Origin of the sequence: Methanoculleus sp. UBA208 (assembly GCF_002498065.1) — an archaeon.
In the GTDB taxonomy this organism is placed as follows: Archaea; Halobacteriota; Methanomicrobia; order Methanomicrobiales; family Methanoculleaceae; genus Methanoculleus.
Genome location: NZ_DAFZ01000108.1, coordinates 1 through 19,189, shown reverse-complemented (window position 1 = coordinate 19,189; position 19,189 = coordinate 1). Strand labels below are relative to the sequence as shown.

At 62.2% G+C, this 19,189-nt stretch carries 24 protein-coding genes and 1 tRNA gene; 11 read left to right on the top strand and 14 right to left on the bottom strand.

Going from position 1 to position 19,189, the window contains the following annotated elements:
- Window positions 1–13: 13 nt before the first annotated feature.
- Window positions 14–706: a TIGR04283 family arsenosugar biosynthesis glycosyltransferase gene (locus tag BRA62_RS11200; protein ID WP_292366654.1), complete on the bottom strand. Its 693-nt coding sequence runs from the start codon at window positions 704–706 to the stop codon at window positions 14–16.
- A 73-nt stretch (window positions 707–779) separates the two neighbouring features.
- Between BRA62_RS11200 and BRA62_RS11195 the strand changes: the two genes are divergently transcribed.
- From BRA62_RS11195 to BRA62_RS11185, 3 genes are read left to right on the top strand one after another with little or no spacing between them, the layout of a single operon-like run.
- On the top strand, window positions 780–1,880 hold the full coding sequence (locus BRA62_RS11195; protein ID WP_292366653.1) for a radical SAM/SPASM domain-containing protein: 1,101 nt from the start codon (window positions 780–782) through the stop codon (window positions 1,878–1,880).
- 7 nt (window positions 1,881–1,887) lie between these two features.
- Entirely contained in the window at window positions 1,888–2,673 is a 786-nt protein-coding gene (locus BRA62_RS11190) for a methyltransferase domain-containing protein (RefSeq protein WP_292366652.1), read from the top strand.
- Window positions 2,670–3,386, top strand: coding sequence for a TIGR04282 family arsenosugar biosynthesis glycosyltransferase (locus BRA62_RS11185; RefSeq protein ID WP_305066463.1), 717 nt, complete (start codon window positions 2,670–2,672; stop codon window positions 3,384–3,386). Before BRA62_RS11190 ends, BRA62_RS11185 begins: the two co-directional genes overlap by 4 nt.
- A gap of 18 nt (window positions 3,387–3,404) precedes the next feature.
- On the opposite strand, the gene BRA62_RS11180 is transcribed toward BRA62_RS11185, so the two are convergent.
- The 9 genes from BRA62_RS11180 to BRA62_RS11140 all read right to left on the bottom strand — a co-directional run bounded on the left by BRA62_RS11180 (window position 3,405) and on the right by BRA62_RS11140 (window position 8,740).
- On the bottom strand, window positions 3,405–3,848 hold the full coding sequence (locus tag BRA62_RS11180; RefSeq protein WP_292366651.1) for a hypothetical protein: 444 nt from the start codon (window positions 3,846–3,848) through the stop codon (window positions 3,405–3,407).
- Between the two features lie 239 nt (window positions 3,849–4,087).
- Complete coding sequence (albA, locus tag BRA62_RS11175; RefSeq protein ID WP_292366650.1) at window positions 4,088–4,363, bottom strand: DNA-binding protein Alba; 276 nt, start codon at window positions 4,361–4,363, stop codon at window positions 4,088–4,090.
- 13 nt (window positions 4,364–4,376) lie between these two features.
- Window positions 4,377–5,393 (bottom strand): aspartate-semialdehyde dehydrogenase, encoded by a 1,017-nt coding sequence (asd, locus tag BRA62_RS11170; protein WP_292366649.1) that lies wholly within the window; start codon window positions 5,391–5,393, stop codon window positions 4,377–4,379.
- A gap of 47 nt (window positions 5,394–5,440) precedes the next feature.
- Complete coding sequence (locus tag BRA62_RS11165; protein WP_292366648.1) at window positions 5,441–5,614, bottom strand: indolepyruvate ferredoxin oxidoreductase subunit alpha; 174 nt, start codon at window positions 5,612–5,614, stop codon at window positions 5,441–5,443.
- A 61-nt stretch (window positions 5,615–5,675) separates the two neighbouring features.
- Window positions 5,676–6,434: a 4-hydroxy-tetrahydrodipicolinate reductase gene (gene dapB, locus BRA62_RS11160; protein WP_292366647.1), complete on the bottom strand. Its 759-nt coding sequence runs from the start codon at window positions 6,432–6,434 to the stop codon at window positions 5,676–5,678.
- Entirely contained in the window at window positions 6,427–7,302 is an 876-nt protein-coding gene (gene dapA / locus BRA62_RS11155) for a 4-hydroxy-tetrahydrodipicolinate synthase (protein WP_292366646.1), read from the bottom strand. Before dapA ends, dapB begins: the two co-directional genes overlap by 8 nt.
- Before the next feature lie 10 nt (window positions 7,303–7,312).
- Complete coding sequence (locus BRA62_RS11150; RefSeq protein ID WP_292366645.1) at window positions 7,313–7,501, bottom strand: 30S ribosomal protein S17e; 189 nt, start codon at window positions 7,499–7,501, stop codon at window positions 7,313–7,315.
- Window positions 7,502–7,513: 12 nt separating this feature from the next.
- Entirely contained in the window at window positions 7,514–8,062 is a 549-nt protein-coding gene (locus BRA62_RS11145) for a thiamine-phosphate synthase family protein (RefSeq protein WP_292366644.1), read from the bottom strand.
- 39 nt (window positions 8,063–8,101) lie between these two features.
- Window positions 8,102–8,740 (bottom strand): HD domain-containing protein, encoded by a 639-nt coding sequence (locus BRA62_RS11140; RefSeq protein ID WP_292366643.1) that lies wholly within the window; start codon window positions 8,738–8,740, stop codon window positions 8,102–8,104.
- 89 nt (window positions 8,741–8,829) lie between these two features.
- On the opposite strand from BRA62_RS11140, the gene BRA62_RS11135 reads away from it, so the two are divergent.
- Complete coding sequence (locus BRA62_RS11135; RefSeq protein ID WP_292366642.1) at window positions 8,830–9,012, top strand: hypothetical protein; 183 nt, start codon at window positions 8,830–8,832, stop codon at window positions 9,010–9,012.
- Here BRA62_RS11135 and priL read toward each other — a convergent pair.
- Together priL and BRA62_RS11125 are read right to left on the bottom strand one after the other, a co-directional pair.
- A complete protein-coding gene (gene priL, locus BRA62_RS11130; RefSeq protein WP_292366641.1) occupies window positions 9,009–10,013 on the bottom strand; it encodes a DNA primase regulatory subunit PriL in 1,005 nt (334 codons plus the stop codon). The two genes, BRA62_RS11135 and priL, sit on opposite strands and share 4 nt — an antisense overlap.
- Window positions 10,013–10,756 (bottom strand): DNA polymerase sliding clamp, encoded by a 744-nt coding sequence (locus BRA62_RS11125; protein ID WP_292366640.1) that lies wholly within the window; start codon window positions 10,754–10,756, stop codon window positions 10,013–10,015. The genes priL and BRA62_RS11125 overlap by 1 nt, the downstream gene beginning before the upstream one ends.
- A 248-nt stretch (window positions 10,757–11,004) precedes the next feature.
- Here BRA62_RS11125 and BRA62_RS11120 point away from each other — a divergent pair, with 248 nt between their 5' ends.
- The 4 genes from BRA62_RS11120 (at window position 11,005) to BRA62_RS11105 (ending at window position 14,383) form a co-directional block, all read left to right on the top strand.
- Window positions 11,005–11,616: an RlmE family RNA methyltransferase gene (locus tag BRA62_RS11120; RefSeq protein ID WP_292366639.1), complete on the top strand. Its 612-nt coding sequence runs from the start codon at window positions 11,005–11,007 to the stop codon at window positions 11,614–11,616.
- Window positions 11,594–12,472, top strand: a complete 879-nt coding sequence (gene moaA / locus BRA62_RS11115; protein WP_292366638.1) for a GTP 3',8-cyclase MoaA — start codon at window positions 11,594–11,596, stop codon at window positions 12,470–12,472. The genes BRA62_RS11120 and moaA overlap by 23 nt, the downstream gene beginning before the upstream one ends.
- Before the next feature lie 223 nt (window positions 12,473–12,695).
- Complete coding sequence (locus BRA62_RS11110) at window positions 12,696–13,205, top strand: hypothetical protein (protein ID WP_292366637.1); 510 nt, start codon at window positions 12,696–12,698, stop codon at window positions 13,203–13,205.
- 11 nt (window positions 13,206–13,216) lie between these two features.
- A complete protein-coding gene (locus BRA62_RS11105; RefSeq protein WP_292366636.1) occupies window positions 13,217–14,383 on the top strand; it encodes a M20 family metallopeptidase in 1,167 nt (388 codons plus the stop codon).
- Window positions 14,384–14,399: 16 nt separating this feature from the next.
- Here BRA62_RS11105 and BRA62_RS11100 read toward each other — a convergent pair whose 3' ends face one another.
- A complete protein-coding gene (locus BRA62_RS11100; protein WP_292366635.1) occupies window positions 14,400–15,515 on the bottom strand; it encodes a glycosyltransferase in 1,116 nt (371 codons plus the stop codon).
- Window positions 15,516–15,524: 9 nt separating this feature from the next.
- Window positions 15,525–17,003 carry a glycosyltransferase family 39 protein gene (locus BRA62_RS11095; protein WP_292366634.1) on the bottom strand — a complete coding sequence of 493 codons (1,479 nt, stop codon included), beginning with the start codon at window positions 17,001–17,003 and terminating at the stop codon, window positions 15,525–15,527.
- Window positions 17,004–17,247: 244 nt separating this feature from the next.
- Here BRA62_RS11095 and BRA62_RS11090 point away from each other — a divergent pair, with 244 nt between their 5' ends.
- The 3 genes from BRA62_RS11090 (at window position 17,248) to BRA62_RS11080 (ending at window position 18,756) form a co-directional block, all read left to right on the top strand.
- Window positions 17,248–17,889 (top strand): hypothetical protein, encoded by a 642-nt coding sequence (locus BRA62_RS11090; protein WP_292366633.1) that lies wholly within the window; start codon window positions 17,248–17,250, stop codon window positions 17,887–17,889.
- Between the two features lie 155 nt (window positions 17,890–18,044).
- Window positions 18,045–18,116 (top strand) — tRNA-Arg (locus BRA62_RS11085).
- Between the two features lie 166 nt (window positions 18,117–18,282).
- Window positions 18,283–18,756: a nuclear transport factor 2 family protein gene (locus BRA62_RS11080; RefSeq protein WP_292366632.1), complete on the top strand. Its 474-nt coding sequence runs from the start codon at window positions 18,283–18,285 to the stop codon at window positions 18,754–18,756.
- Window positions 18,757–19,189: the final 433 nt, after the last annotated feature.

Here is a 19,189-nt window from a genome sequence, read left to right as displayed (position 1 = left end):
CCCTCCCCTCATCCTACTTCTCGACGACGTAGCGGATGAAGCGCTTCGGCCTGATGCCGACCAGATTGAGGAGCATCACCAGGATATAGACGGCGCTCAGGCGGTACTTCCCCATCAGGTGATACCGCCGCGGCGATACGATGATGGGGCGGTCAACCTGGACGAGCCTCCCGTGCCGGCGTGCCGCCCGGGAGAACTCCACGTCCTCCAGGTAGGGAAGCGATTCGTATCCGCCGATCTCAAAGAAGGCCTCTTTTTCCACGAAGATGCCGAAGTCTCCGAAGAAGGTCTGCGTCCTCGCCGCCAGCAGGTTCCCAAACCAGCTTGTCAGGTAGAGCAGGTGATCGCGGCTCTCGAACGCGTGGCGAAATCCCCCGCCGATCACCCCCTCCTGCTCCAGTGCCCGGCGGATCGCGTCCGGGGCGTCAGGAGTTATCCTGCAGTCGACGTGGAGAAAGAGCAGAACGGCTCCCGTGGCGTGCCGGGCTCCGGCGTTCATCTGGACGCCCCTTCCTCGCGGAGAGGAGAGCACGACGATTCTGTGGGAGAACGATCCCGCTGCCGCTTCGAGTGCTCTGCACGTACCGTCCGTGCTCCCGCCGTCGACGATGATCAGCTCGAACGGGTCCTCGAGATCGTCGATGTGGGCGAGGAACCCCGGAATGTTCTCCTCCTCGTTGAGCACCGGCGTGATGATCGAGAGCATCAAGAAAAGCCCCCCCCTCCCGTGAAGGCCGTATGTCCGTCACCCACTTATATGATGATGCTCATGGTTGGGTGTGTTCTGCGAGGCTGCTGTCATGGATGCGGAAGGACGGCATGTCGATGCGATCGATACAGCCATCGTCCGGGGCTGCCTTCATCCCGCTACGGGAGAGGCGGTGCGATACTTTGAGGAAGGGCGGGTATACTCCCTGCAGATCGAGTCGACCCTGGCCTGCCCGCAGGGATGCCGCTACTGTTACGCTCCGGCCGATGCCGCCGGGGTCAGGGAGCTCTCCCCCGACGATATCGCTGCCGTCCTCGCCTCGGCGGCGGCGATGGACGTGAAAGCCGTCGACTGGCTGGGGGGCGACCCACTGGTCCGCGAGGACTGGTACGATCTCGCACTCCACGCTCGCGACCTCGGTTTTGTCAACAACATCTGGTCGAGCGGCATCCCGCTCGCCGACCAAAAAGTCGCGGAGCAGGCCGTCGCCGCAACAGAAGGGGGCTTCATCTCCGTGCACCTGGACAGCCTCGATCCGGCAGTCTACGCCCGGCTTCACGACGGGGATGCGAGGGAAAAGATCAGGGCCATTCATCATGGCATCGAGAATATTCTCGCCTGCGGCAAACCCGCGAGCGAGCTCGTCAACTGCATCACGTTCACGCGGCCGCTCGCCGGGGAGGACCTCGCGAGGACGATGCGGTATTTCTGCGAGGAGGTCGGGATGACAATCTGCCTGACGCAGATGTGCACGGTCGGCAGGGCATGCCGCCACCCGGAATGGGTGCCGACGCCCGGGGAGGTCCGGGATGCCTGCCAGGCACGGGACACGATCTGCTATCCGGGTTCCTGCTCGTTCGGGACGATGGACGTCAACAAATTCTACTGCGGCACCGTGATCTGCGTGACGGTGGACGGCGACGTTACGCCCTGTTCGGTCATCAGGGAAGGGTTCGGGAACATCAGGGATCAGCCGCTGTATAAGATCGTTGAAGATCACCACAGCGAACTGCTCTTCTTTGGGATGCGGGAGCCGGGCCCGGAATCTTCCCCCTGCACCCGGTGCGAGCAGAGCGCCGTCTGCTGGGGATGCCGGGCGATGGCGTACTACGAGACCGGAGAACTCTGTGGGCCCGACCCCAGATGCTGGCGGGCGGCGCCGGGAAGGTGAGAGAGATATGCCGGATATCAACATCGGCGACGTCACGGCCGCCTACGAGGGGGCCGTCGGCGTCATCTGGGAGATGCTGATGGGCGAGCAGATCCATGTCGGCGGCGAAGAGGAGACCGATATTCTCGCGAGGGTCGCGGGCGTGAATGCCGGCACGCAGGTGCTGGACGTTCTCTGTGGTCTCGGAGGGGCTGCCCACCACCTGGCACGCACCTGCGGCGCGACGGTGATGGGCCTCGACGCGACGGGGCGAATGGTGGACGAGGCGGTTTTACGCACGGCAAACGTCGGTCTCGGCGATCGCGTCGCCTTCCGGCTCGGGAATGCCCTCGATATGCCCTTTAAGTCAGGAACCTTCGATGTCGTCTGGGGGCAGGACTCCTGGTGCTATGTGACCGACAAGGACCGGCTGATACGCGAGTGCCGCCGCGTGGCGGTGCCCGGCGGCACGATCGCCTTCACCGACTGGATACAGACCGGGCCCATGAGCGATGAAGAGCTGCACGGCCTCAACACCTTCATGCTCTTCCCGTATATGGAGACCCTCCCGGGGTACGAGAACCTGCTCCGGCGGCACGGGTTTGCCGTGAGGGAATGCGAGGAACTCAGCGAGGATTTCGCGTCGCACATGCGCCGCTACCGGGACTCCATTGCCGGCGACCTGAAGGGCCGGATCGTCGAACTCTTCGGGACGGACGCTTTCCGGGATATGGAGCGCGGCATCGGCCTCTGGGTGGAAGCCGCCGACGAAGGGAAGGTCGGAAGGGGCCGGCTTGTGGGCCGGAAACAATGATGCGGGCGGCTGCCGTTATGGCCCGGATGCCGGTTCCGGGAGAGGTAAAAACGCGGCTCGTCCCGCCGCTCACGCCTCTGGAGGCGGCACGGTTGTACGCCGGGTTCCTGCAGGATGCGATCGACCGGCTCGCCCGCATCAGCGGTATCCGCCCGTTCGTGGCCTACACGCCTCCTGCCGCGGACAGCTTCTTTTCCGGAATCGTTCCCCCGGAGTTCTCCATCCTCCCCCAGGCCGGCGAGGATCTGGGCGAACGCCTTGCCAACGTTATGGAAGCGCTCTTTTCCCGGGGGGCAACGGCGGTCGTGCTCTGCGACAGCGACAGCCCGACCCTTCCCGGCCGGTACATCGGGGAGGCGTTCCGGAGACTCGATGAGAGCGACGTCGTCGTCGGGCCGTGCGACGACGGCGGCTACTATCTTATCGGAATGCGGAGGCACACACCCCGCCTCTTCTCCGGCATCCCCTGGAGCTCGGCCCATGTGACGCAGCGGACGGTCGAAGCCGCCGAACGCCTTGACCTCTCGGTCTCCCTGCTCGAGCCCTGGTACGACGTCGACATGGCGGCCGACCTGGACCGCCTCTGCCGTGAGGTTGCAGGATCACCGGAAGACGATACCTTCGCCCGCCACACCAACCAAGCCCTGGCGGAGCTGGGGCTGCTGATGCAGGCACGAGCGGTCGGCAACGATACTCAAGACACCTGCAGGTAGCGGCGAACTATCCGGCCGTTACGCAAAATAGCCGAGTCCGTCAGGGAATTCACTAACATTCTCGTAACGTTTGACGTCCTGCGGGGTGATGACGGTGAGCGAGGGCACGACCACGCCGAACCTGTGCGCGGGGAACCAGTATGACCCCTGCCCGTAATCGTTCGCTGCGTTCGTGACGCGCACCTCGATGCGATCGAGGTCGAGGTGCTGAACCCGGGTGTCGTTGAAGTTCAGGATATCGAGGGACTTCTGCTTCAGGTCGGATTTTCCAAGGAGGAGAACGAGGAACCCGATGCCGTCGTCTATCGTATAGTTCATGATGACGACGGCGTCCGCTTTCTCGAGCTTAACGGTGACATCTTTGACCGTGATGTAGCCGTACCGCTCCTCACCCGCCGCCAGCGCGGGAAGAGCGAGAGCAGATACAAGCAGCAGCACCAGACCGACCGTCACCCACTTCATTGTACAATAATGATAGTGGTGATCATATAGCCTTTATGGTCGATAAGAGGGTAGAACGACCATATACCGGACCGTCTGACAGATCGCTTCCGCAGGATTGAACTTTTTAATGCTTCGAAAATCGGCAACGTAACGTGCGCGGGTACCGGCACAACAGGAGCCCTCCTGAACGAAAGGAGGGTGTTTTACTCCCCCCGGTTGTGTTTCGTTAAAGAGTATCAAAAAAAGGGCTTCGAAATTTACTTCGCCTGAGTGAGGACAATCTCGATGCTTGATACGTTCGTCTTCCCTGTATCGGTGTCGATCATCTCGGTCGACGTGAAGATCTCTTTCTTGTCCACGTTCGCCAGGAACCGGTTGAGCGCGATCTCCGCCGTATCGACTGCGCGCGAGATGGCCTTCCCCCGGGCCTTAATCGCAACTTCCTCAGCTCCGTTATTGAACTGGGTGACCACCGCGAGCACGTAGTTCATGACCGGTTTGTTTCCCACGAATACTGTGTTGTCTTTTATCATTAGCCCACCTCGTCTAAAGGTACTTCCTCGAGTATATCAGTTCTGCGTTGAGGACGGATGCGCCTGCAGCGCCACGGATGGTGTTGTGGCCGAGCGCGACGAACCGTAATCCTTCACGGATTCTCCCGACAGACACCGTCATGCCCCGTCCCCGGTTACGGTCGAGCCTTGGCTGCGGACGGTCGGACTGTTCGAAGAGCTCAACTGCCTTTGCTGGCTGTAAAGGTAGATTGCTGAAAGGTGACTTAAAGTTTGCGTAAACCTTTTTCACTTCGGCAACCGATTCTTTCACGTCGATCCAGACCGCAATGGTGTGCCCGTCGATGACGGGAACCCGATGACAGCTTGTACTCACGCTGAACGGAGCCGGGATCACCTCGGAGCCGTTGAACGTCCCCATGATCTTTAAGGTCTCGGACTCCATCTTCTCCTCTTCGGAGCCGATGTAGGGGATGACGTTGTCGTAGATGTCCATGGCGGAGACGCCGGCAAACCCGCCCCCCGAGATAGCCTGCATGGTCGCCGCACGCACGTCATGGAACTCAAACGACCGGAGGGGTGCAAGGGCCAGCGCAAGGACGATCGTCGAGCAGTTCGGGTTGGTCACGATGAACCCCCCGCTTCCGCGGTCCCGCTGGACGTCGATCAGGCCCAGGTGATCCGGGTTGACCTCAGGGATCACCAGCGGGACGTCGGGGTCCATGCGGTGCGACCGGGCGTTGCTGCAGACGGCGATGCCCGCGCCGGCGATCTCCGTCTCAAGGGACGTCGCCACTTCGGCGGGCAGCGCCGAGAAGACCAGATCGCAGTCCTTCAGGCTCTCGACGGTTGTGGGAGTGACGACGATATCGCTGACGTTGTCCGGGTACGGCGCATCGAGGCGCCAGTTGACCACCTTGCCATACGGTTTTCCTGCACTCCGTTCAGAAGCGGTGAGAGCCTCGATATGAAACCAGGGATGATCCGCTAAAAGCTGAACGAAGCGCTGCCCCACCGCTCCTGTGGCACCAAGCACTCCTACATTTATCATAGACAAAAATATCTGTAGTGTAGGTGGTATTAAAAGAGTTGGTTTCTTTATTCCATTGTGATTGCTTCGGACGGGCATTCATCGACGCAGGTCTCGCAATCAACGCAGAGATCGACGTCAATTTTTGCCTTCCCGTCTTCCATGCTTATGGCGGCAGCCGGGCAGACGTCCACACAGGTCTCACAGGCGGTACACTTCTCAATATCAACAACTGCTGGCAATTTTGTTCCTCCGAACGTACATAATTTACGAGTGCATCAAAAATAAATTTCGCTTCGCCATTCACAGTCCGAGGACTTCCTGCATGGAGTAGATGCGCGGTTCCCTGCCCTTGACCCAGCGTGCGGCCCGGACGGCGCCCTGCGCGAAGACCGCCCGGTCGTAGGCCCGGTGGGAGACCTCGATGCACTCGAAGTTCCCGGCAAAGAGGACGGAGTGATCGCCGACGATATCTCCGCCGCGAACGACGTGGACGCCGATCTCGCCTTTCCGCTCCGCCTCGCCGACGCGGCCGTAGACCTTCTCGCGGTCCCCGAGTTCCTGGTCCAGGATCTCGAGGATGGTCTTTGCCGTGCCGCTCGGGGCATCCTTCTTGTACCGGTGGTGGGCTTCGGTGACCTCGACGTCGTAGTCGCTTAGCTCGCGTGCCGCTTCCCGCACGAGTTTCCAGAAGATGTTGACGCCGACCGAGAAGTTGCTCGATATCACCGCGGGGACGTTCCCCTCGACGGCGCCCGCGATCGTTTCCCGCTGCTCGGGGGAGAACCCGGTCGTCCCGACGACGAGCGCCACGCCGTTTGCGGCTGCCGCCCGGATGTTCTCGACCGCAGCGGCCGCAACGGTGAAGTCGATCAGGACGTCGGGCCTCTTCGTCTTGAGGAACGCGTCGATCCCTGCTGCAGAGACGACCTCCGTCCCGAAGAGCGTCCCCTCCTTCACGTCGACGCCTCCGACCAGTTCGAGATCGGGGGCTTCGCTGACGATCCGGCCGATGGTGGTGCCCATGCGTCCCAGGGCCCCGGATACGGCTATCTTAACCATGGTTTACCAGCACCTCCCTCAACTGTTCCGTCTTTGCCTCGTCGAGCTCGTCGAGCGGCAGCCGGACCGGTCCCGCGGCCATCCCGAGGAGCTCCACCGCCTTCTTCACGGGGATGGGGTTCGTGTCGATAAACATCGCCCGCATGAGCGGGCCGAGTTCGTAGTGCAGGTCCCGTGCCCGGGCAAGGTCGCCCGCACGGAAGGCCTCGTACATCCGCACCATCCGCCCGGGGTCGACGTTTGCCGCCACCGATATCACGCCCGCGCCCCCTATGGCGAGGACGGGAAGGGTCATTGCGTCATCCCCGGAGAGCACGACGAAGTCCTCGTCCCGCGTCCCCTCGATGATACGGGAGACCTGGGTGATGTCGCCGCTTGCCTCCTTGATCCCGACGATGTTGGGGTGCCTGGCCAGTTCGATCACCAGGTCGGGCTGGAGGTTCTGCCCCGTCCGGCCGGGGACGTTGTAGAGGATGATCGGGAGGTCGAGGTCGGCAAGCTTCGTGAAATGCTTGATGAGCCCGGCGCGGTTCGGCTTGTTGTAGTACGGGCTGATGATGAGCGCGCCGTCCGCACCCGCATCCTGTGCCGACCGGGTCAGGCGAACGGCCTCCTCTGTGTTGTTCGACCCCGTCCCTGCGAGCACCGGCACCTGCCCGTTGACGACATCGACGGTCTCGCCGATCACCTGCTCGTGCTCCTCGAACGTGAGCGTCGCGGACTCCCCGGTCGACCCGCAGGGCACGATGCCGTGGATTCCCCGTTGAAGCAGCGATTCGATGTTGGACCGTAATCCTTCAATATCCGGACTCGCCACGGAGTCCCGGTGAAAAGGGGTGATGATTGCCGGAAGGATTCCCTCAAACATATAGTGAGGTTTACCGCTTCCTTGTATTTATCTTTCTTGAGATGTACCCGGCAACCCTGTTCCGGACACCCTTGCTGTCGATCACGGCAACTTCGGCGACGGCGTGTTTATTCTCCTCGAAGTCTCCGCTGAACCTGTCACGGTGCTTGACGAGAAGTTCTTCGCCGAGGTTCTTGATATATGATGGTTTTATTCCCATGTGGACCTTCCCTTATAATTGTGCATACGTAATGCGATTCGACAGTTTAAGAATATTTTGTGCAACCATGACCGGATCCTCTCCAAGAACCCGGATCATCGGCTCTTTTCCCACGGCCCCACGGTCGTAGATGATGTCGGGCACGCCCCCCTTGCAGCAGGAGGCGACCCCCCAGTCCATCGTCTGCACGCCCACCGGTTCTTTCTCCCGGTCGAACGAGCAGACCTCGAAGAGGAGGTTCTCGAGATCCGGAAGGATTGCTTCCGAAAAACGGATGTTTGCCGCGCTCCGGATCTGCGGGTCGAAACGCATGGCCGTGATGACGATCCGGGCAACGTGATCGCTCGCCCCGAACGCGATCTCCCCGACGGGGTGGACCGCCTCGCCGAGCCTGACGATCCGGCCGAGGACTCCGGCCACGTCGTCCTTGCTCCGCGCGTCGGGCAGGGCGTAGACGATGTTCATCCCGACCTCCGGGACGAGCCGGGCGTCCATCCGCTCGACGAGGAGTTCTACGGCCTCCTCCAGGCGGCCGATAACCTTCCCGCGCTCTTGTGTCATGCAGTATTCCTCATTCCGGGTGCCATATATGGATTGCGCTCAGGTCAGGCCGACGTCGCCGCGGACTTCCGCGAGCCCCTCGATCGCGAGACGGTAGAACGTCTCGAGATCCATGAGGGATTCTATCATCCGGATCCTCTCGCGCTCGCAGCCGGCGGCAAACGACTTCTCCTTGAACTTCTTCTTCACCGTCCGCGGCGTGACCTCGTCGATCGCTCCGCCTTTCACCAGGGCGCAGGCGATGATCAGGCCCGAGGCGCTGTCGGCCGCCTGGAGCGCAACCTCGACCGGGCGCTCGTAGCCGGACGTGAGCAGGTGGTTGTGGCGCCGGACGATATCCGCGATCTCCTCTGAGACCCCATTATCGAGAAGGATCCGGTAGCCCTCGATGCCGTGCCGCTCCATATCTCCTCCGACAAGGTCGTAGTCGATGTCGTGCAGAAGGCCGATGACCTCCCACGTCGCTGCATCCTCGCCGAGGTGTTCTGCAACCTTTTTCATGATGGCCGCCGTGGCGTGACTGTGCGTCGGGCCGAACGCGACCGGCCGAAGGGCGGGAACGTGAGCACCGTTAGGTGCGAAGGGCCGTAGCAGTAGCACCGCAGGTGCGGCTCGCACGATATGGGACGGCGACGCCACGTAGCGCCGGAGCAGGGCCAGTGCCTCGTCTCTCTCCATGCGGGAGGGGTTGTGAACCGCCCCTGATAAGCATGTGGGTCCCCCGTCCCGGGGATAGAGATATACCTGCACCGGTCCCACTCCTGTACATGAATCTACGGGTTCTTGAGGTGCTGATCGCAGTCGGGTGCCTCGCACTGTTCATCGCGCTGCTGGTGACGCTGCCCGCACTGATGGCGGGGATGGAGGGGCTTGCATACGTCATCGCGCTGGTCGTCTTTATCGCCGTGCTCAGTACCGCGGGCTATACGATCGACAAAATGGCTGCTTAACTCCGCTTTTTCTTTATATTTTTCCTGAGCCGGTAGTAACTCAGGGGGTGGCTGACCCGCTCGCAGTCCTTATCGCGGCCGGTGCAGAGCCCGAAGGTGCGCATGGTGGCGCAGGACGGCGGGGTATACTCGGTGCCGCCCCGGCCGGAGATGTGCTCCACCTGGTACATCGTCATGTCCGGGTCGAAGTCGGGGGCCCGCGCGAATATGTCCGCTATCTGTGCGACGTTCATACCGATGGTATGGAGGAACGACGTGATGGCGAACCGGCCCATATGCGTCAGGTTCGTTCCCGCGGTGATCGCCTGGATGAGCGCGCTGATGCAGGGCGGGAACGCCTCCTCCTTGACCTCGCCGAACTGCTCGAGAACCTGCTGCTGCAGCAGCGCGGAGATCTCTTTTGTAACCGGAAGAAGGCGTTCGCAGATCCCGGGCGGGATCCGGAGCGGGAGTTGATCGACCAGGATGGCCCGGATCCGTTCGCGGATGAGTTCGTCGATCTCGCCCGCTTCAAGGCTCACGCTTCCCCGCTGCACGTTCCTGTTGACGAGCCGCCAGCGCCTATCGCGCAGGTGGGGTACCAGTTCGACGTAATCGGTGACGGGCATGGTGACGGCATCGGGATCGATCTGCAGTCTTGAGGCAACGAACCGCCGTATCTCCGGGTCGTCGGCCGCGAGGAAGAAGGATGCGCGTTCCGCCTCGTAGCGCGCAAGGCGGTCGATGAGGGACCGGTCATTGATGCAGGAGACCAGCATCCGGGCAAGCGCATAACTCGCGATCTCGAGCTCGGGTTTGAGGGGCTGCGCATTCTCGTCCCCAAACTCTTTTTTGAACGTAAGCGCGGCGACGACCCGCTCCTTTGCCCGCTCAAGCGCCACGGCGCCCGGGCTGCTCGTGAGAAATTCTTCGAGCGATTCGACGTGCCGGCGGGCCAGCTCCTGCGATTCTTTCAAAAAGGGATATTTGATGAGTTCTTTACGGTCGAGTACGATACCCATCAATCGGCCTCGATCCGGGGAGCAAGGAGGTACTCCACGCGGCCGTTGCCGTTCGCAATCTCAAAGGCAAACCGTACCGGGTGATCGATGCCGAGGTAGACCTCCACCTCATCCGCGCGTGCCATGACCCGGCCCATGTCCTTCAAGTAATCGATCGAGAAGAGGGAGCGGGCCCGCACCGGGCTTAAGGCGACGAGTTCGTCCTCGCCGAGCGCGAGTTTGATGTGATCGGTGTCTCCCTCCGCCTCCATGTAGAACGTCATGGCATCGGGGTCGATCCCGAGCGCGATCTTGTCGGAGATGACGGCGGCTGCTTTAATGGCGTTATTCAGCGCGTCTCCCGGGACCACCGCCTTGCCGGGGAGGTCGATCCCCGGGGGGTTCGGGTCTTTCCGGATGGTGTTGACGTCGAGGAGCGTGATCGAGTAGCGGTAGCCGCCGAAGCTCAGTTCCAGTTTACGCTCTTCATCGAGCAAATTGAGCGTCAGCGCGTCGCCTTTCCCCATCATCCCGATGATATTCTTCATCTTTGCGATATCCAGGCCCAGTTCCCCGGTCGTCGCCGAGAAAGAGTTGAACGCCGTGCTCTGGAGTTCCAGGGAGACCATGGCTACGTTTGCGGTATCGACAGAGCGCGTCCGGATCTGGTCCTCGGCCGTGTGGAGACGGCATTCCGTCACCAGTGCAGCGAGCGCATCGATGGATTCCCGAAATATTTCTGCGTCAATCGTTGCCTTTAACATTGTGACCCCTTATTAAACTCTCGTCGAAAGTATATAATCACCCTATTCATTATAGTGCTTTACGATCAAAACCGGCCCGGAGCCCATGGTGCTCGAGCGGGGAAGCGGTCACGGCAGATACCGATCGCCCCATACTCCGGAACCGTATCATTCATGATTGACTGCACCAAATACTATACATAATCTTCTTGATCGTGCCGGCGGTGCAGGCAGCCGTCCGTCGGGTTCAAGTGGAGGGTAACCTCGCAATGGGCTCTCAATGGACAAAAGACAGCGTCTATCGAAAGGCGATGAAGGCGGGATACCGGGCACGGGCCGCCTACAAGCTGCTGGAGATCCAGCAGCGAAACGGCATCATCAGACCCGGCGATAACGTCGTCGACCTCGGGGCGGCGCCGGGCAGCTGGCTGCAGGTGCTCCGCGATCTGACCGACGGCAAAGTCATCGGCGTGGATCTCAATCCCATCGCGCCCATGGAAGGCGTCACCACCATCGCCGGGGACTTCACCGACCCTCTCGTCCAGGAGCGCATCCGCGAGGAGGCCGGCGGCGTCGTCAACATCGTGGTCTCCGATGCCTCGCCGAAACTCTCCGGCCAGAAGAGCTACGACCAGGCCCGTGCGATAGGGCTCGGCGAGGATGCCCTGGCGTTTGCCTGCACGATCTTAAAACCCGGCGGCAACCTGGTGATAAAGTCGTTCCAGGGCGAACTCTTCGGGGAATTGATGGCCGAGGCAAGGAAGCATTTCTATTCCGTCCGGGGGTACAGGACGAAGGCGTCGCGGAAAGGAAGTGCCGAGACCTACATTATTGCAAAAAACTTCAAGGGAACGTGCGATGGTGCTGAAGGACCCCTATAACCGGACCGTGACCAACCTCCGGATAAGCCTGATCTCCCGGTGCAACCTGCGGTGCATCTACTGCCATGCAGAGGGCGAGGTGAACCCGGAGGAGCAGATGAGCGCCGAGGATATCGCCGAGCTGATGCAGGTGGCCGTGCGGTTCGGCGTAAAAAGCATCAAGTTCACCGGCGGAGAGCCCCTGCTCCGCCGCGATCTCGTCCAGATCATCCGCTCGGTGCCGCCGGGAGTGGAGTCGTCCCTTACGACGAACGGGACCCTGCTTGCGGCGAAGGCCGCGGAACTCAAAGAGGCCGGGCTTGCCCGGGTGAACGTCAGCCTCGATACCCTCCGTCCCGAGCGCTACCGCGAGATCACGGGCAAAGACTGCCTCGCGGACGTTCTCGCGGGGATCGACGCGGCGATCGAGGTGGGGCTGACCCCGGTCAAGCTCAACATGGTGCTCCTCGACGGCATCAACGAGGACGAGCTGGACGACTTCATGGCGTTCGTCAGGGGGAAGCAGGACCTCATCCTCCAGGTCATCGAGCTGATGGAGTTCAACGAGTGCAAGTTCCACGGGGACGTGGACGGCGTCGAGCAGGACTTAAACGACCGGGCAACCCGGGTCCTCACCCGCAGGATGCACCACCGCAAAAAGTACTGTCTCGACGGCGCCGAGATCGAGGTGGTCCGCCCCCTCCACAACACGGAGTTCTGCGCATTCTGTAACCGCCTGCGCGTGACCTCGGACGGGAAACTCAAACCCTGCCTTCTGCGGAGCGACAACCTGGTCGATATCCGGGGCAAGCACGGCAGGGAACTCGAAGACGCGTTCCGCGAAGCCGTCGGCAGGAGAAAGCCGTTCTTCACATAACGATGTCTGCCCCTTTGGGGCAGGCGGAGTTTGAGAAAATTGCGCAGCAATTTTCGAAGGCGATGTTCGGCCGCGATCGCGGCCGAACGGAGCATGAGCACCAAAGGTGCGAGGCGCGACGCGTGCCCTGAAGAGGTAACCAGAGCCCATCAGCGTCCCGGATCACCGCCATTGCTACCTACAAGCAATACTTTTTGAACCTCCCTCCCCAATAGGAAAAAGTATGCTGGAAATGAACGAGTACGTCCGCGTCATGCAGAAGCTGTACGGCAAATCGCTGATCCTGGAGAGCCCAACCGAGTTCCACCCGGTCCTGGACTTCTACTTCACCGACGCCCTCGCCCACATCGACTTCACCCTCGGCATTCTCGCCTACAACTACATGTCGCCCAGGAACATCATGAGCATGGAATACATGCGGTGGCGCCTGGACGAGGAGAAGGTCGGCGACCGGGCCCACTTCCCCGGGTTCGTCAACTGGCTCAAAGAGGAGCACCCGGAGAAGTACGGGGAACTCCCAATGCTCTGGGCCGGCGTCTACGACCGCGACGACCCCGCCCAGTACCGGAGTTTCCGGATCGTGCTCAACCCCGACGACAAAAAGGCGATCCCGGCCGAGTACCTCTCGACGTTCATCGACGAGTTCTTCGACCCGAAATTCGTCAAACAGCTCTATAAGACCTCGTCGCTCGCCCGGCTCTTCGACGAGTACGTCCAGAGCAGGTCGGCATAAGGAGACCTTGCATGGATGTCGCCCGACTCACGTCATCGCTCATCCGGCTCAGGAGCGAGAACCCGCCGGGGAGCACGGCCGGCGTCGTCGCGTTCATCGCGGAGTTCCTCGACTCCCTCGGGGTGAAGAGCCGCATCGTCTCCCACCCGGGCGGGCGGGACAACCTCGTCACGACCGGGCCCGGTTCCCGGCTCCTTCTCTGCGGCCACGTCGACGTGGTCCCCGCCATCCCCGACGACTGGACGCACGACCCCTATAGCGGGGAGGTTGCCGGCGGCTACGTCTGGGGAAGAGGCGCCACCGATATGAAAGGGGGGTGCGCCGCCCTCCTTGCCGCCTACCACGACGTCATCGAGAGCGGTGTGGAGCCGAAGGTCCAGTTCGCCTTCGTCTGCGACGAGGAGACCGGCGGGGAGCACGGCATCCGGTCGCTGCTCGCACAGGACCTGCTCGAGCCCCGCGAATGCCTGATCGCCGAACCGACGCCGGAGACCAGCCCGGCGATCGGCCAGAAAGGCCTCTACCGGGTCGACCTCTCCTTCCGCGGCAGACCGGGCCACAGTTCCCTCTACCCCCTGGTCGGGAAGAGCGCCGTCATGGCGGCGTTCGATCTCATCGGCTACCTGCGGGAGGTTCACGCCCGCCCGTTCCCCGTCGAGGAAGACCTGCAGCCGCTTATCAGGGAGGGTGCCCGGGTCTTTTCCGAGATCTTCGGCATCGAGAGAGGGGACGAGATCCTCACGAGGGTGATGTTCAACCCGGGCCGCATCGAGGGCGGCGAGAAGGCGAACATCGTGGCGGAGCAGTGCCGGATGGAGCTCGATATCCGGGTGCCGTGGGGCTGCTCCCTCGAGAGCCTCAGGAAGGGCATCGCCGAACACGCCCCGGACGCCGTGATGCGCGAGACGGACGTGGCCGAACCGACCCTGACGCCTCCGGACGCCCGGATTGTCCGGACGGTCTGTCGCGAGGTGGAGCGGGTCTACGGGACGGCGGCCCCCTTCCTCCAGTGGGCGGCAAGCGACGCGAAGTACCTCCGCGACAGGGGGTTCGATGTTCTGGAGTACGGGCCGGGGGAGATCCCGACGCTGCACGCAGTGGACGAGCGGGTTTCAGTTGAGCAACTTGAGAGAGCGGTGGACGTCTACCGGGGCGTCATCCGGGCCTACTCCGGGTGAGCCCTGCAAACCATTTTTACGCCCCTCTCCACGTGTAGTGCCTGTTCGCCGTATAGTTCCAGGCAAACGCGATGAATATTCCTGCAAGGTTCGCGGCGAGGTAGTAGACCCCGGCGACGTCCACGAGGAGGTAGAGGACGCCCATGTTGACGGCGAGCCCGGCCATCGAGACCGTCTGGAACGACCAGAAGCGCCGGAGGTTCCGTTCGAACCTCAGGTCTCTCGCGGACCGGAACGTCCAGACGTCGTTAAAGACGAAGTTGCTCACGATCGAGAGTTCGATCGCGATCACTGCCGAGACGAGGTAGTAGAGGCCGGCAATCTCGGTCAGGGCGTAGAGGAGGCCCATGTTGACGAGGATGCCAGAGAGCCCGACGAGCCCGAACCGGAGGACCTTCGTCCACTCGTCGGAGACCGGGCCGGCCCGGTGCGTTATCGAGAACCGGACGATGCCGGCGCACTGCCGGAGGTAGTCGATCACGGTGCCGGCCCGGAGCTTGCTCTCCCCCTCCTCGCGGTCCCTGAAGACGAACGGGATCTCGGTAAACGAGTCCCACCGGCCCCTGCCGAGCACCTCCATCAGGATCTTGTAGCCCCGGGGCGCAAGCGGAGCGCCGTCCACGACCTCGCGCCGCACGGCAAAGAACCCGCTCACGGGATCGGTGACCTCGGGAAAGAGGAGCCGCCCGAACGCGGTGGCTCCGAGTGATACGATCCTCCGCGCAAGCGGCCACTTCTCGATATCCCCGCCCTCCATGTACCTGCTCCCGATGGCGATATCCGCACCGCCCCGTATTGCTTCGTAAAACCGGGGGATGAGCTTTGGCGGGTGCGAGAAGTCGGCGTCGATGACGAGCAGGATATCCGAGCGCGCCGACCGGAATCCTTCGACGACCGACTGCGAGAGGCCGTGATCCTCTTTTCGCACGATCAGGCGCACGTTCTCCTGCCGGGCGGCGATCTCCCGGACGATCGGGATCGTGCGGTCCTTCGAGTCGTCGTCCACCACCAGGACCTCGCCGCGGATGCCGTTCTCTCTGAAGACTGCATCGACCGCCCCGATCATCGCGGCGATGTTCTCCTCCTCGTTGAAGGTCGGGACGATCACCGCCAGATCGCAGGATTCGGCCATTGCATCCTCCTACCAGGACGATACGAGGAGACGGATCCCCGTGTGCTGCCCGGCGAGCCGCGTATTCTCTTCGAGCCAGCCCGCCGCATTCCCCGAGGGGTCCGCGGCAAAGATGTCCGCGGTCGCCACGTAGAACGCACGTCGGCCGGGGTAGCAGGCGCGGATTGCCGCAAGGTCGTCTTCTGTCGTTGCCCCGATCTCGAGGGTCCCGTCGGTCGCGTTGCTGTAGTAATAGTCGAGCGGCTGCGCCATGTAGGACGGCAGCACGACGACGAGATCTCCTTCCCCGGTCATCCCACCGAGTTCCGCGGAGAACCCCCGCCAGTCGTTCTTCTGGGGGATGGTGTAGTAGGCCGCCAGGAACGGAGCGCCGATGAGCACCGCCGCCGCGATGAAGACAGCGACCGCCCACCTCTCCCGGACGAGGGCACAGAGCGCGGGATACGCCGACGCGATGCCGACAAAGTAGACCGGGAGGAGGTAGATGAGGTAGCGTGGGATCATGGGCATCCGTGAAGAGAGGACGAGGCTTGCCGCCAGCGGGATGAACATCATGAAGACGAGGAGGAGCGCCCCGTCCCGGTCCCCGCGCCAGGTGTACGCGACGCCGAGCAGGAAGAGGAGAATGAAGGACGCGAGGATGCTGTTGCTGTGCCCCGATGCCTCGAGAAGGGTCTGGTAGACGACATCGGGCCCCTGCACGCCGAACGTCGGGGCGGAGGACGTCCTCGCGAGAAATAAGTTCACGGTCACGATGAGCAGGGGGAGGCTCGCGGCGGTAAAAGCACCCAGCGCGAGGGCCGGGTTCTTCACGTCCCGGATGCTGCCGGCACGGGTGACGAGGGCGTGGAGGATGAGGACGGCGACCGGCACGATGGCATAAAAGTGCATCCAGAAGGCGACCGCGGAGAAAACCCCGAAGATGACCCAGGAGCGGGTTTCGTTCGCTTTCCCTGCTCTTACGTAAAAGAGCAGCGCGAGGGAGAAGAAGAAGAGCATCGGAGCGTACGCCCGGGCTTCCTGCGAGTAGAATATGTGGAAAGGCGAGAACGCGAGGAGGGCGGCGGCGATGAGCCCGACGTTTCGGTCGCGGAACTCGGAGCCGATGAGGTACACGACCGGGATCGTCAGGACGCCGAGGAGTGCGGGGAGAAACCGGAGCACGAACTCGCTCTCCCCGAAGACGAGCATCCCGTGCTCCAGCCAGTAGAAGAGCGGGGGATTGAACTCTCCACCTGCAGTGCTCTCCCAGATACCAAGGAATGACTGCCGGGCGAACGAGAGGGTCGCAGCCTCATCGAGCCAGAGCGAGTTTCCGCCGAGGTTGTAGAGCCGCAGCAGGGCACCGATGGCGGTCAGGCCTGCGAGGACCCGGGATGCCGGAACGCCGTGCCGGGGTTCTGCGCTCTCATGAGGGGGGCTCGCGCCGTCCGGAATAGGCGTATCGGCGCCTCTGTGTTGTGTCTTCTGTCTCTTGGATACTGTCATCGGTCGAGCGATAGAGATACGAATGTCCGATAAAAAGGTTCCCCCTCCCGCGAGCGTGCGGCCGATGGATCGCAGCGTATCTCGTGGCGGTTCTCCTTTTCAGCCCGCACACTCTCCAAAATCATGCCGTGAAAACAGACCGGCGTCCAACGATATTTCCGCCGGTTAATAACTATTGAATAAAATGTTTCTTTGAATATTCAAGAGTAAAAAAATAAATATCCCTCTGCATAATCCCTCTACGGTGACCAGGGTGTATAAATCGTTCTTTGTAGCTGCAGTGATGATCCTGATTCTCGCGTCCGCCGGGTGCGCGGAGCTGCCCCCCGGCGGCGAGTCCGGGTGGTCCGGCCTTCTGGCGTCGGAGCAGGAGGAGACGCCGGGGGGAGCGGACGACGATCCGGGATACCTGACGCCGGCGACCCCGTATCCCACCGCGACGAAGGGTATTGCCGGCCCCACGCTCAGCAGGCCGCCGGAGACCGCGCCGACGCAGGACCCCTACGTGACGCTCTACAACAGGACGACGGAGTTCAGTCTCGCTCATTCGATGGATGCCTACTCCTTTAACCTGACCGCGCCGCCGCTCATCATCGAGTTCGACGTGGAGCCGAAGATGATCACGCGGGAGAAGCGTACTACGAGCGATTACGGCAGCAAAAAGGAGATAGTCGTCACGCAGACCTACCCGAGCGAGGACTCGTGGTTTACGGTGACCGTCAGGGACCGGGAGTCCGGCGAGATCGTGGCCGAGGACGGTTTCGGGAAACTCCTCGGTACGGACACCCACAAAAGGGTCTTCGTGGGCCGGATGGGGGACTTCCTGATCGAGCTCTCCGGAAACGAGGTGACGGTGCATGTGCTGATGCGGGCAGGGGGCGTGTAGGCCCGCGCGTACCGCTGAAATACGCCGGCAATCGGGGTTTATTCCGGGCGAATCCCGGACCCCGCAGCTCCCTGTCCGGCGCCCCGATCACCCGGCGAGCAATCCTTTTTTAACCAGAACAACCTAGTAATTAGGGGTAAGGCACTTATTCTCGTGTCCCGGTAGGGTAGTGGATATCCTAGAAGCCTGCGGAGCTTTTGACCCGGGTTCAAATCCCGGCCGGGGCGCTTTTCGATTTTGTGTTAGATCTTTTATTTTCTGGCTGTTCTTCGAATTCGGGGCACCTTCGACCAGTCATCCCGAACCAGGTCCGGTCGCCCGGGGTTCATGGATATGGCTGCCCGGTCCTGCCGCGACCATACCTATATCAGTACCGCGGGGAGGGATACCCGTATGACCGAGCAGAGTCGCCCCCCGTTGCCGCCGTTCACGTATGAAACAGCGGTGCAGAAGGTTCGTATGGCCGAGGACGCCTGGAACTCCCGCGATCCCGTGAAGGTGTCGCTCGCATACAGCGTCGACAGCGTCTGGCGCAACAGAGCGGAGTTCATAAACGGTCGTGAGGAGGTCGTCGAGTTCCTGCGGCGGAAGTGGGCGAAGGAACTTGATTATCGCCTGATCAAGGAGGTCTGGGCGTTTCACGAGGCGCGCATCGCCGTGCGGTTCGCGTACGAGTGGCACGACGACTCGGGGAACTGGTTCCGCTCCTACGGGAACGAGAACTGGGAGTTCGACCAGCAGGGGCTGATGCGCGTTCGCCACGCCAGCATCAACGACCTGCCGATCACCGAAGGAGAGCGAAAGTATCACTGGCCGCCGGGCCGACGCCCCGACGATCATCCCGGGCTCTCCGACCTGGGGTTGTAGCGTATCCGGAATCGTATCCGGTAGAGGCGGGAGCGGCATTGCCGGGCGGGACTCTCATCGTCCGGCAGATCTCCTCGGACGTCCACCTCGAAGACGTTCGGTTTTCGGGTTGCGATGCTCCATCAGGAGCGGAGCAGGAGAAGCCGAAGGCTTCGACTCCAGGGTCATGGCCGGCCCCGCTCGCGGTGGCAGCCGGTCCGCCGGACGCCAGGGCTTCTGATCCGCTCCCGGTGTTCCGCCAGCGCTCCGGGGATGCTAGTGAAGAACCGGAGCTTGAGAAGCCGTCAGGCTTCGACTATCAGCCGTAAGCACGCCGCACCATACTCCTGTTACCCGTCGATCAGGATGACGCTTTTCCCCGGGCGGGAGGTGCGAGTGCGGAAGAATTTCGACGATCGGCGCCGGGGCCGGCGGGGTGGTGGCGGTGATTGTG

Excerpts from the sequence above, each read along its gene's own strand:
- BRA62_RS11200 (WP_292366654.1), bottom strand. The coding sequence starts at position 706 with ATGCTCTCGATCATCACGCCGGTGCTCAACGAGGAGGAGAACATTCCG.
- BRA62_RS11190 (WP_292366652.1), top strand. The coding sequence starts at position 1,888 with ATGCCGGATATCAACATCGGCGACGTCACGGCCGCCTACGAGGGGGCC.
- BRA62_RS11185 (WP_305066463.1), top strand. The coding sequence starts at position 2,670 with ATGATGCGGGCGGCTGCCGTTATGGCCCGGATGCCGGTTCCGGGAGAG.
- BRA62_RS11180 (WP_292366651.1), bottom strand. The coding sequence starts at position 3,848 with ATGAAGTGGGTGACGGTCGGTCTGGTGCTGCTGCTTGTATCTGCTCTC.
- albA (WP_292366650.1), bottom strand. The coding sequence starts at position 4,363 with ATGATAAAAGACAACACAGTATTCGTGGGAAACAAACCGGTCATGAAC.
- asd (WP_292366649.1), bottom strand. The coding sequence starts at position 5,393 with ATGATAAATGTAGGAGTGCTTGGTGCCACAGGAGCGGTGGGGCAGCGC.
- dapB (WP_292366647.1), bottom strand. The coding sequence starts at position 6,434 with ATGGTTAAGATAGCCGTATCCGGGGCCCTGGGACGCATGGGCACCACC.
- dapA (WP_292366646.1), bottom strand. The coding sequence starts at position 7,302 with ATGTTTGAGGGAATCCTTCCGGCAATCATCACCCCTTTTCACCGGGAC.
- BRA62_RS11150 (WP_292366645.1), bottom strand. The coding sequence starts at position 7,501 with ATGGGAATAAAACCATCATATATCAAGAACCTCGGCGAAGAACTTCTC.
- BRA62_RS11145 (WP_292366644.1), bottom strand. The coding sequence starts at position 8,062 with ATGACACAAGAGCGCGGGAAGGTTATCGGCCGCCTGGAGGAGGCCGTA.
- BRA62_RS11140 (WP_292366643.1), bottom strand. The coding sequence starts at position 8,740 with ATGGAGAGAGACGAGGCACTGGCCCTGCTCCGGCGCTACGTGGCGTCG.
- BRA62_RS11135 (WP_292366642.1), top strand. The coding sequence starts at position 8,830 with ATGAATCTACGGGTTCTTGAGGTGCTGATCGCAGTCGGGTGCCTCGCA.
- priL (WP_292366641.1), bottom strand. The coding sequence starts at position 10,013 with ATGGGTATCGTACTCGACCGTAAAGAACTCATCAAATATCCCTTTTTG.
- BRA62_RS11125 (WP_292366640.1), bottom strand. The coding sequence starts at position 10,756 with ATGTTAAAGGCAACGATTGACGCAGAAATATTTCGGGAATCCATCGAT.
- BRA62_RS11120 (WP_292366639.1), top strand. The coding sequence starts at position 11,005 with ATGGGCTCTCAATGGACAAAAGACAGCGTCTATCGAAAGGCGATGAAG.
- moaA (WP_292366638.1), top strand. The coding sequence starts at position 11,594 with ATGGTGCTGAAGGACCCCTATAACCGGACCGTGACCAACCTCCGGATA.
- BRA62_RS11110 (WP_292366637.1), top strand. The coding sequence starts at position 12,696 with ATGCTGGAAATGAACGAGTACGTCCGCGTCATGCAGAAGCTGTACGGC.
- BRA62_RS11105 (WP_292366636.1), top strand. The coding sequence starts at position 13,217 with ATGGATGTCGCCCGACTCACGTCATCGCTCATCCGGCTCAGGAGCGAG.
- BRA62_RS11100 (WP_292366635.1), bottom strand. The coding sequence starts at position 15,515 with ATGGCCGAATCCTGCGATCTGGCGGTGATCGTCCCGACCTTCAACGAG.
- BRA62_RS11095 (WP_292366634.1), bottom strand. The coding sequence starts at position 17,003 with ATGACAGTATCCAAGAGACAGAAGACACAACACAGAGGCGCCGATACG.
- BRA62_RS11080 (WP_292366632.1), top strand. The coding sequence starts at position 18,283 with ATGACCGAGCAGAGTCGCCCCCCGTTGCCGCCGTTCACGTATGAAACA.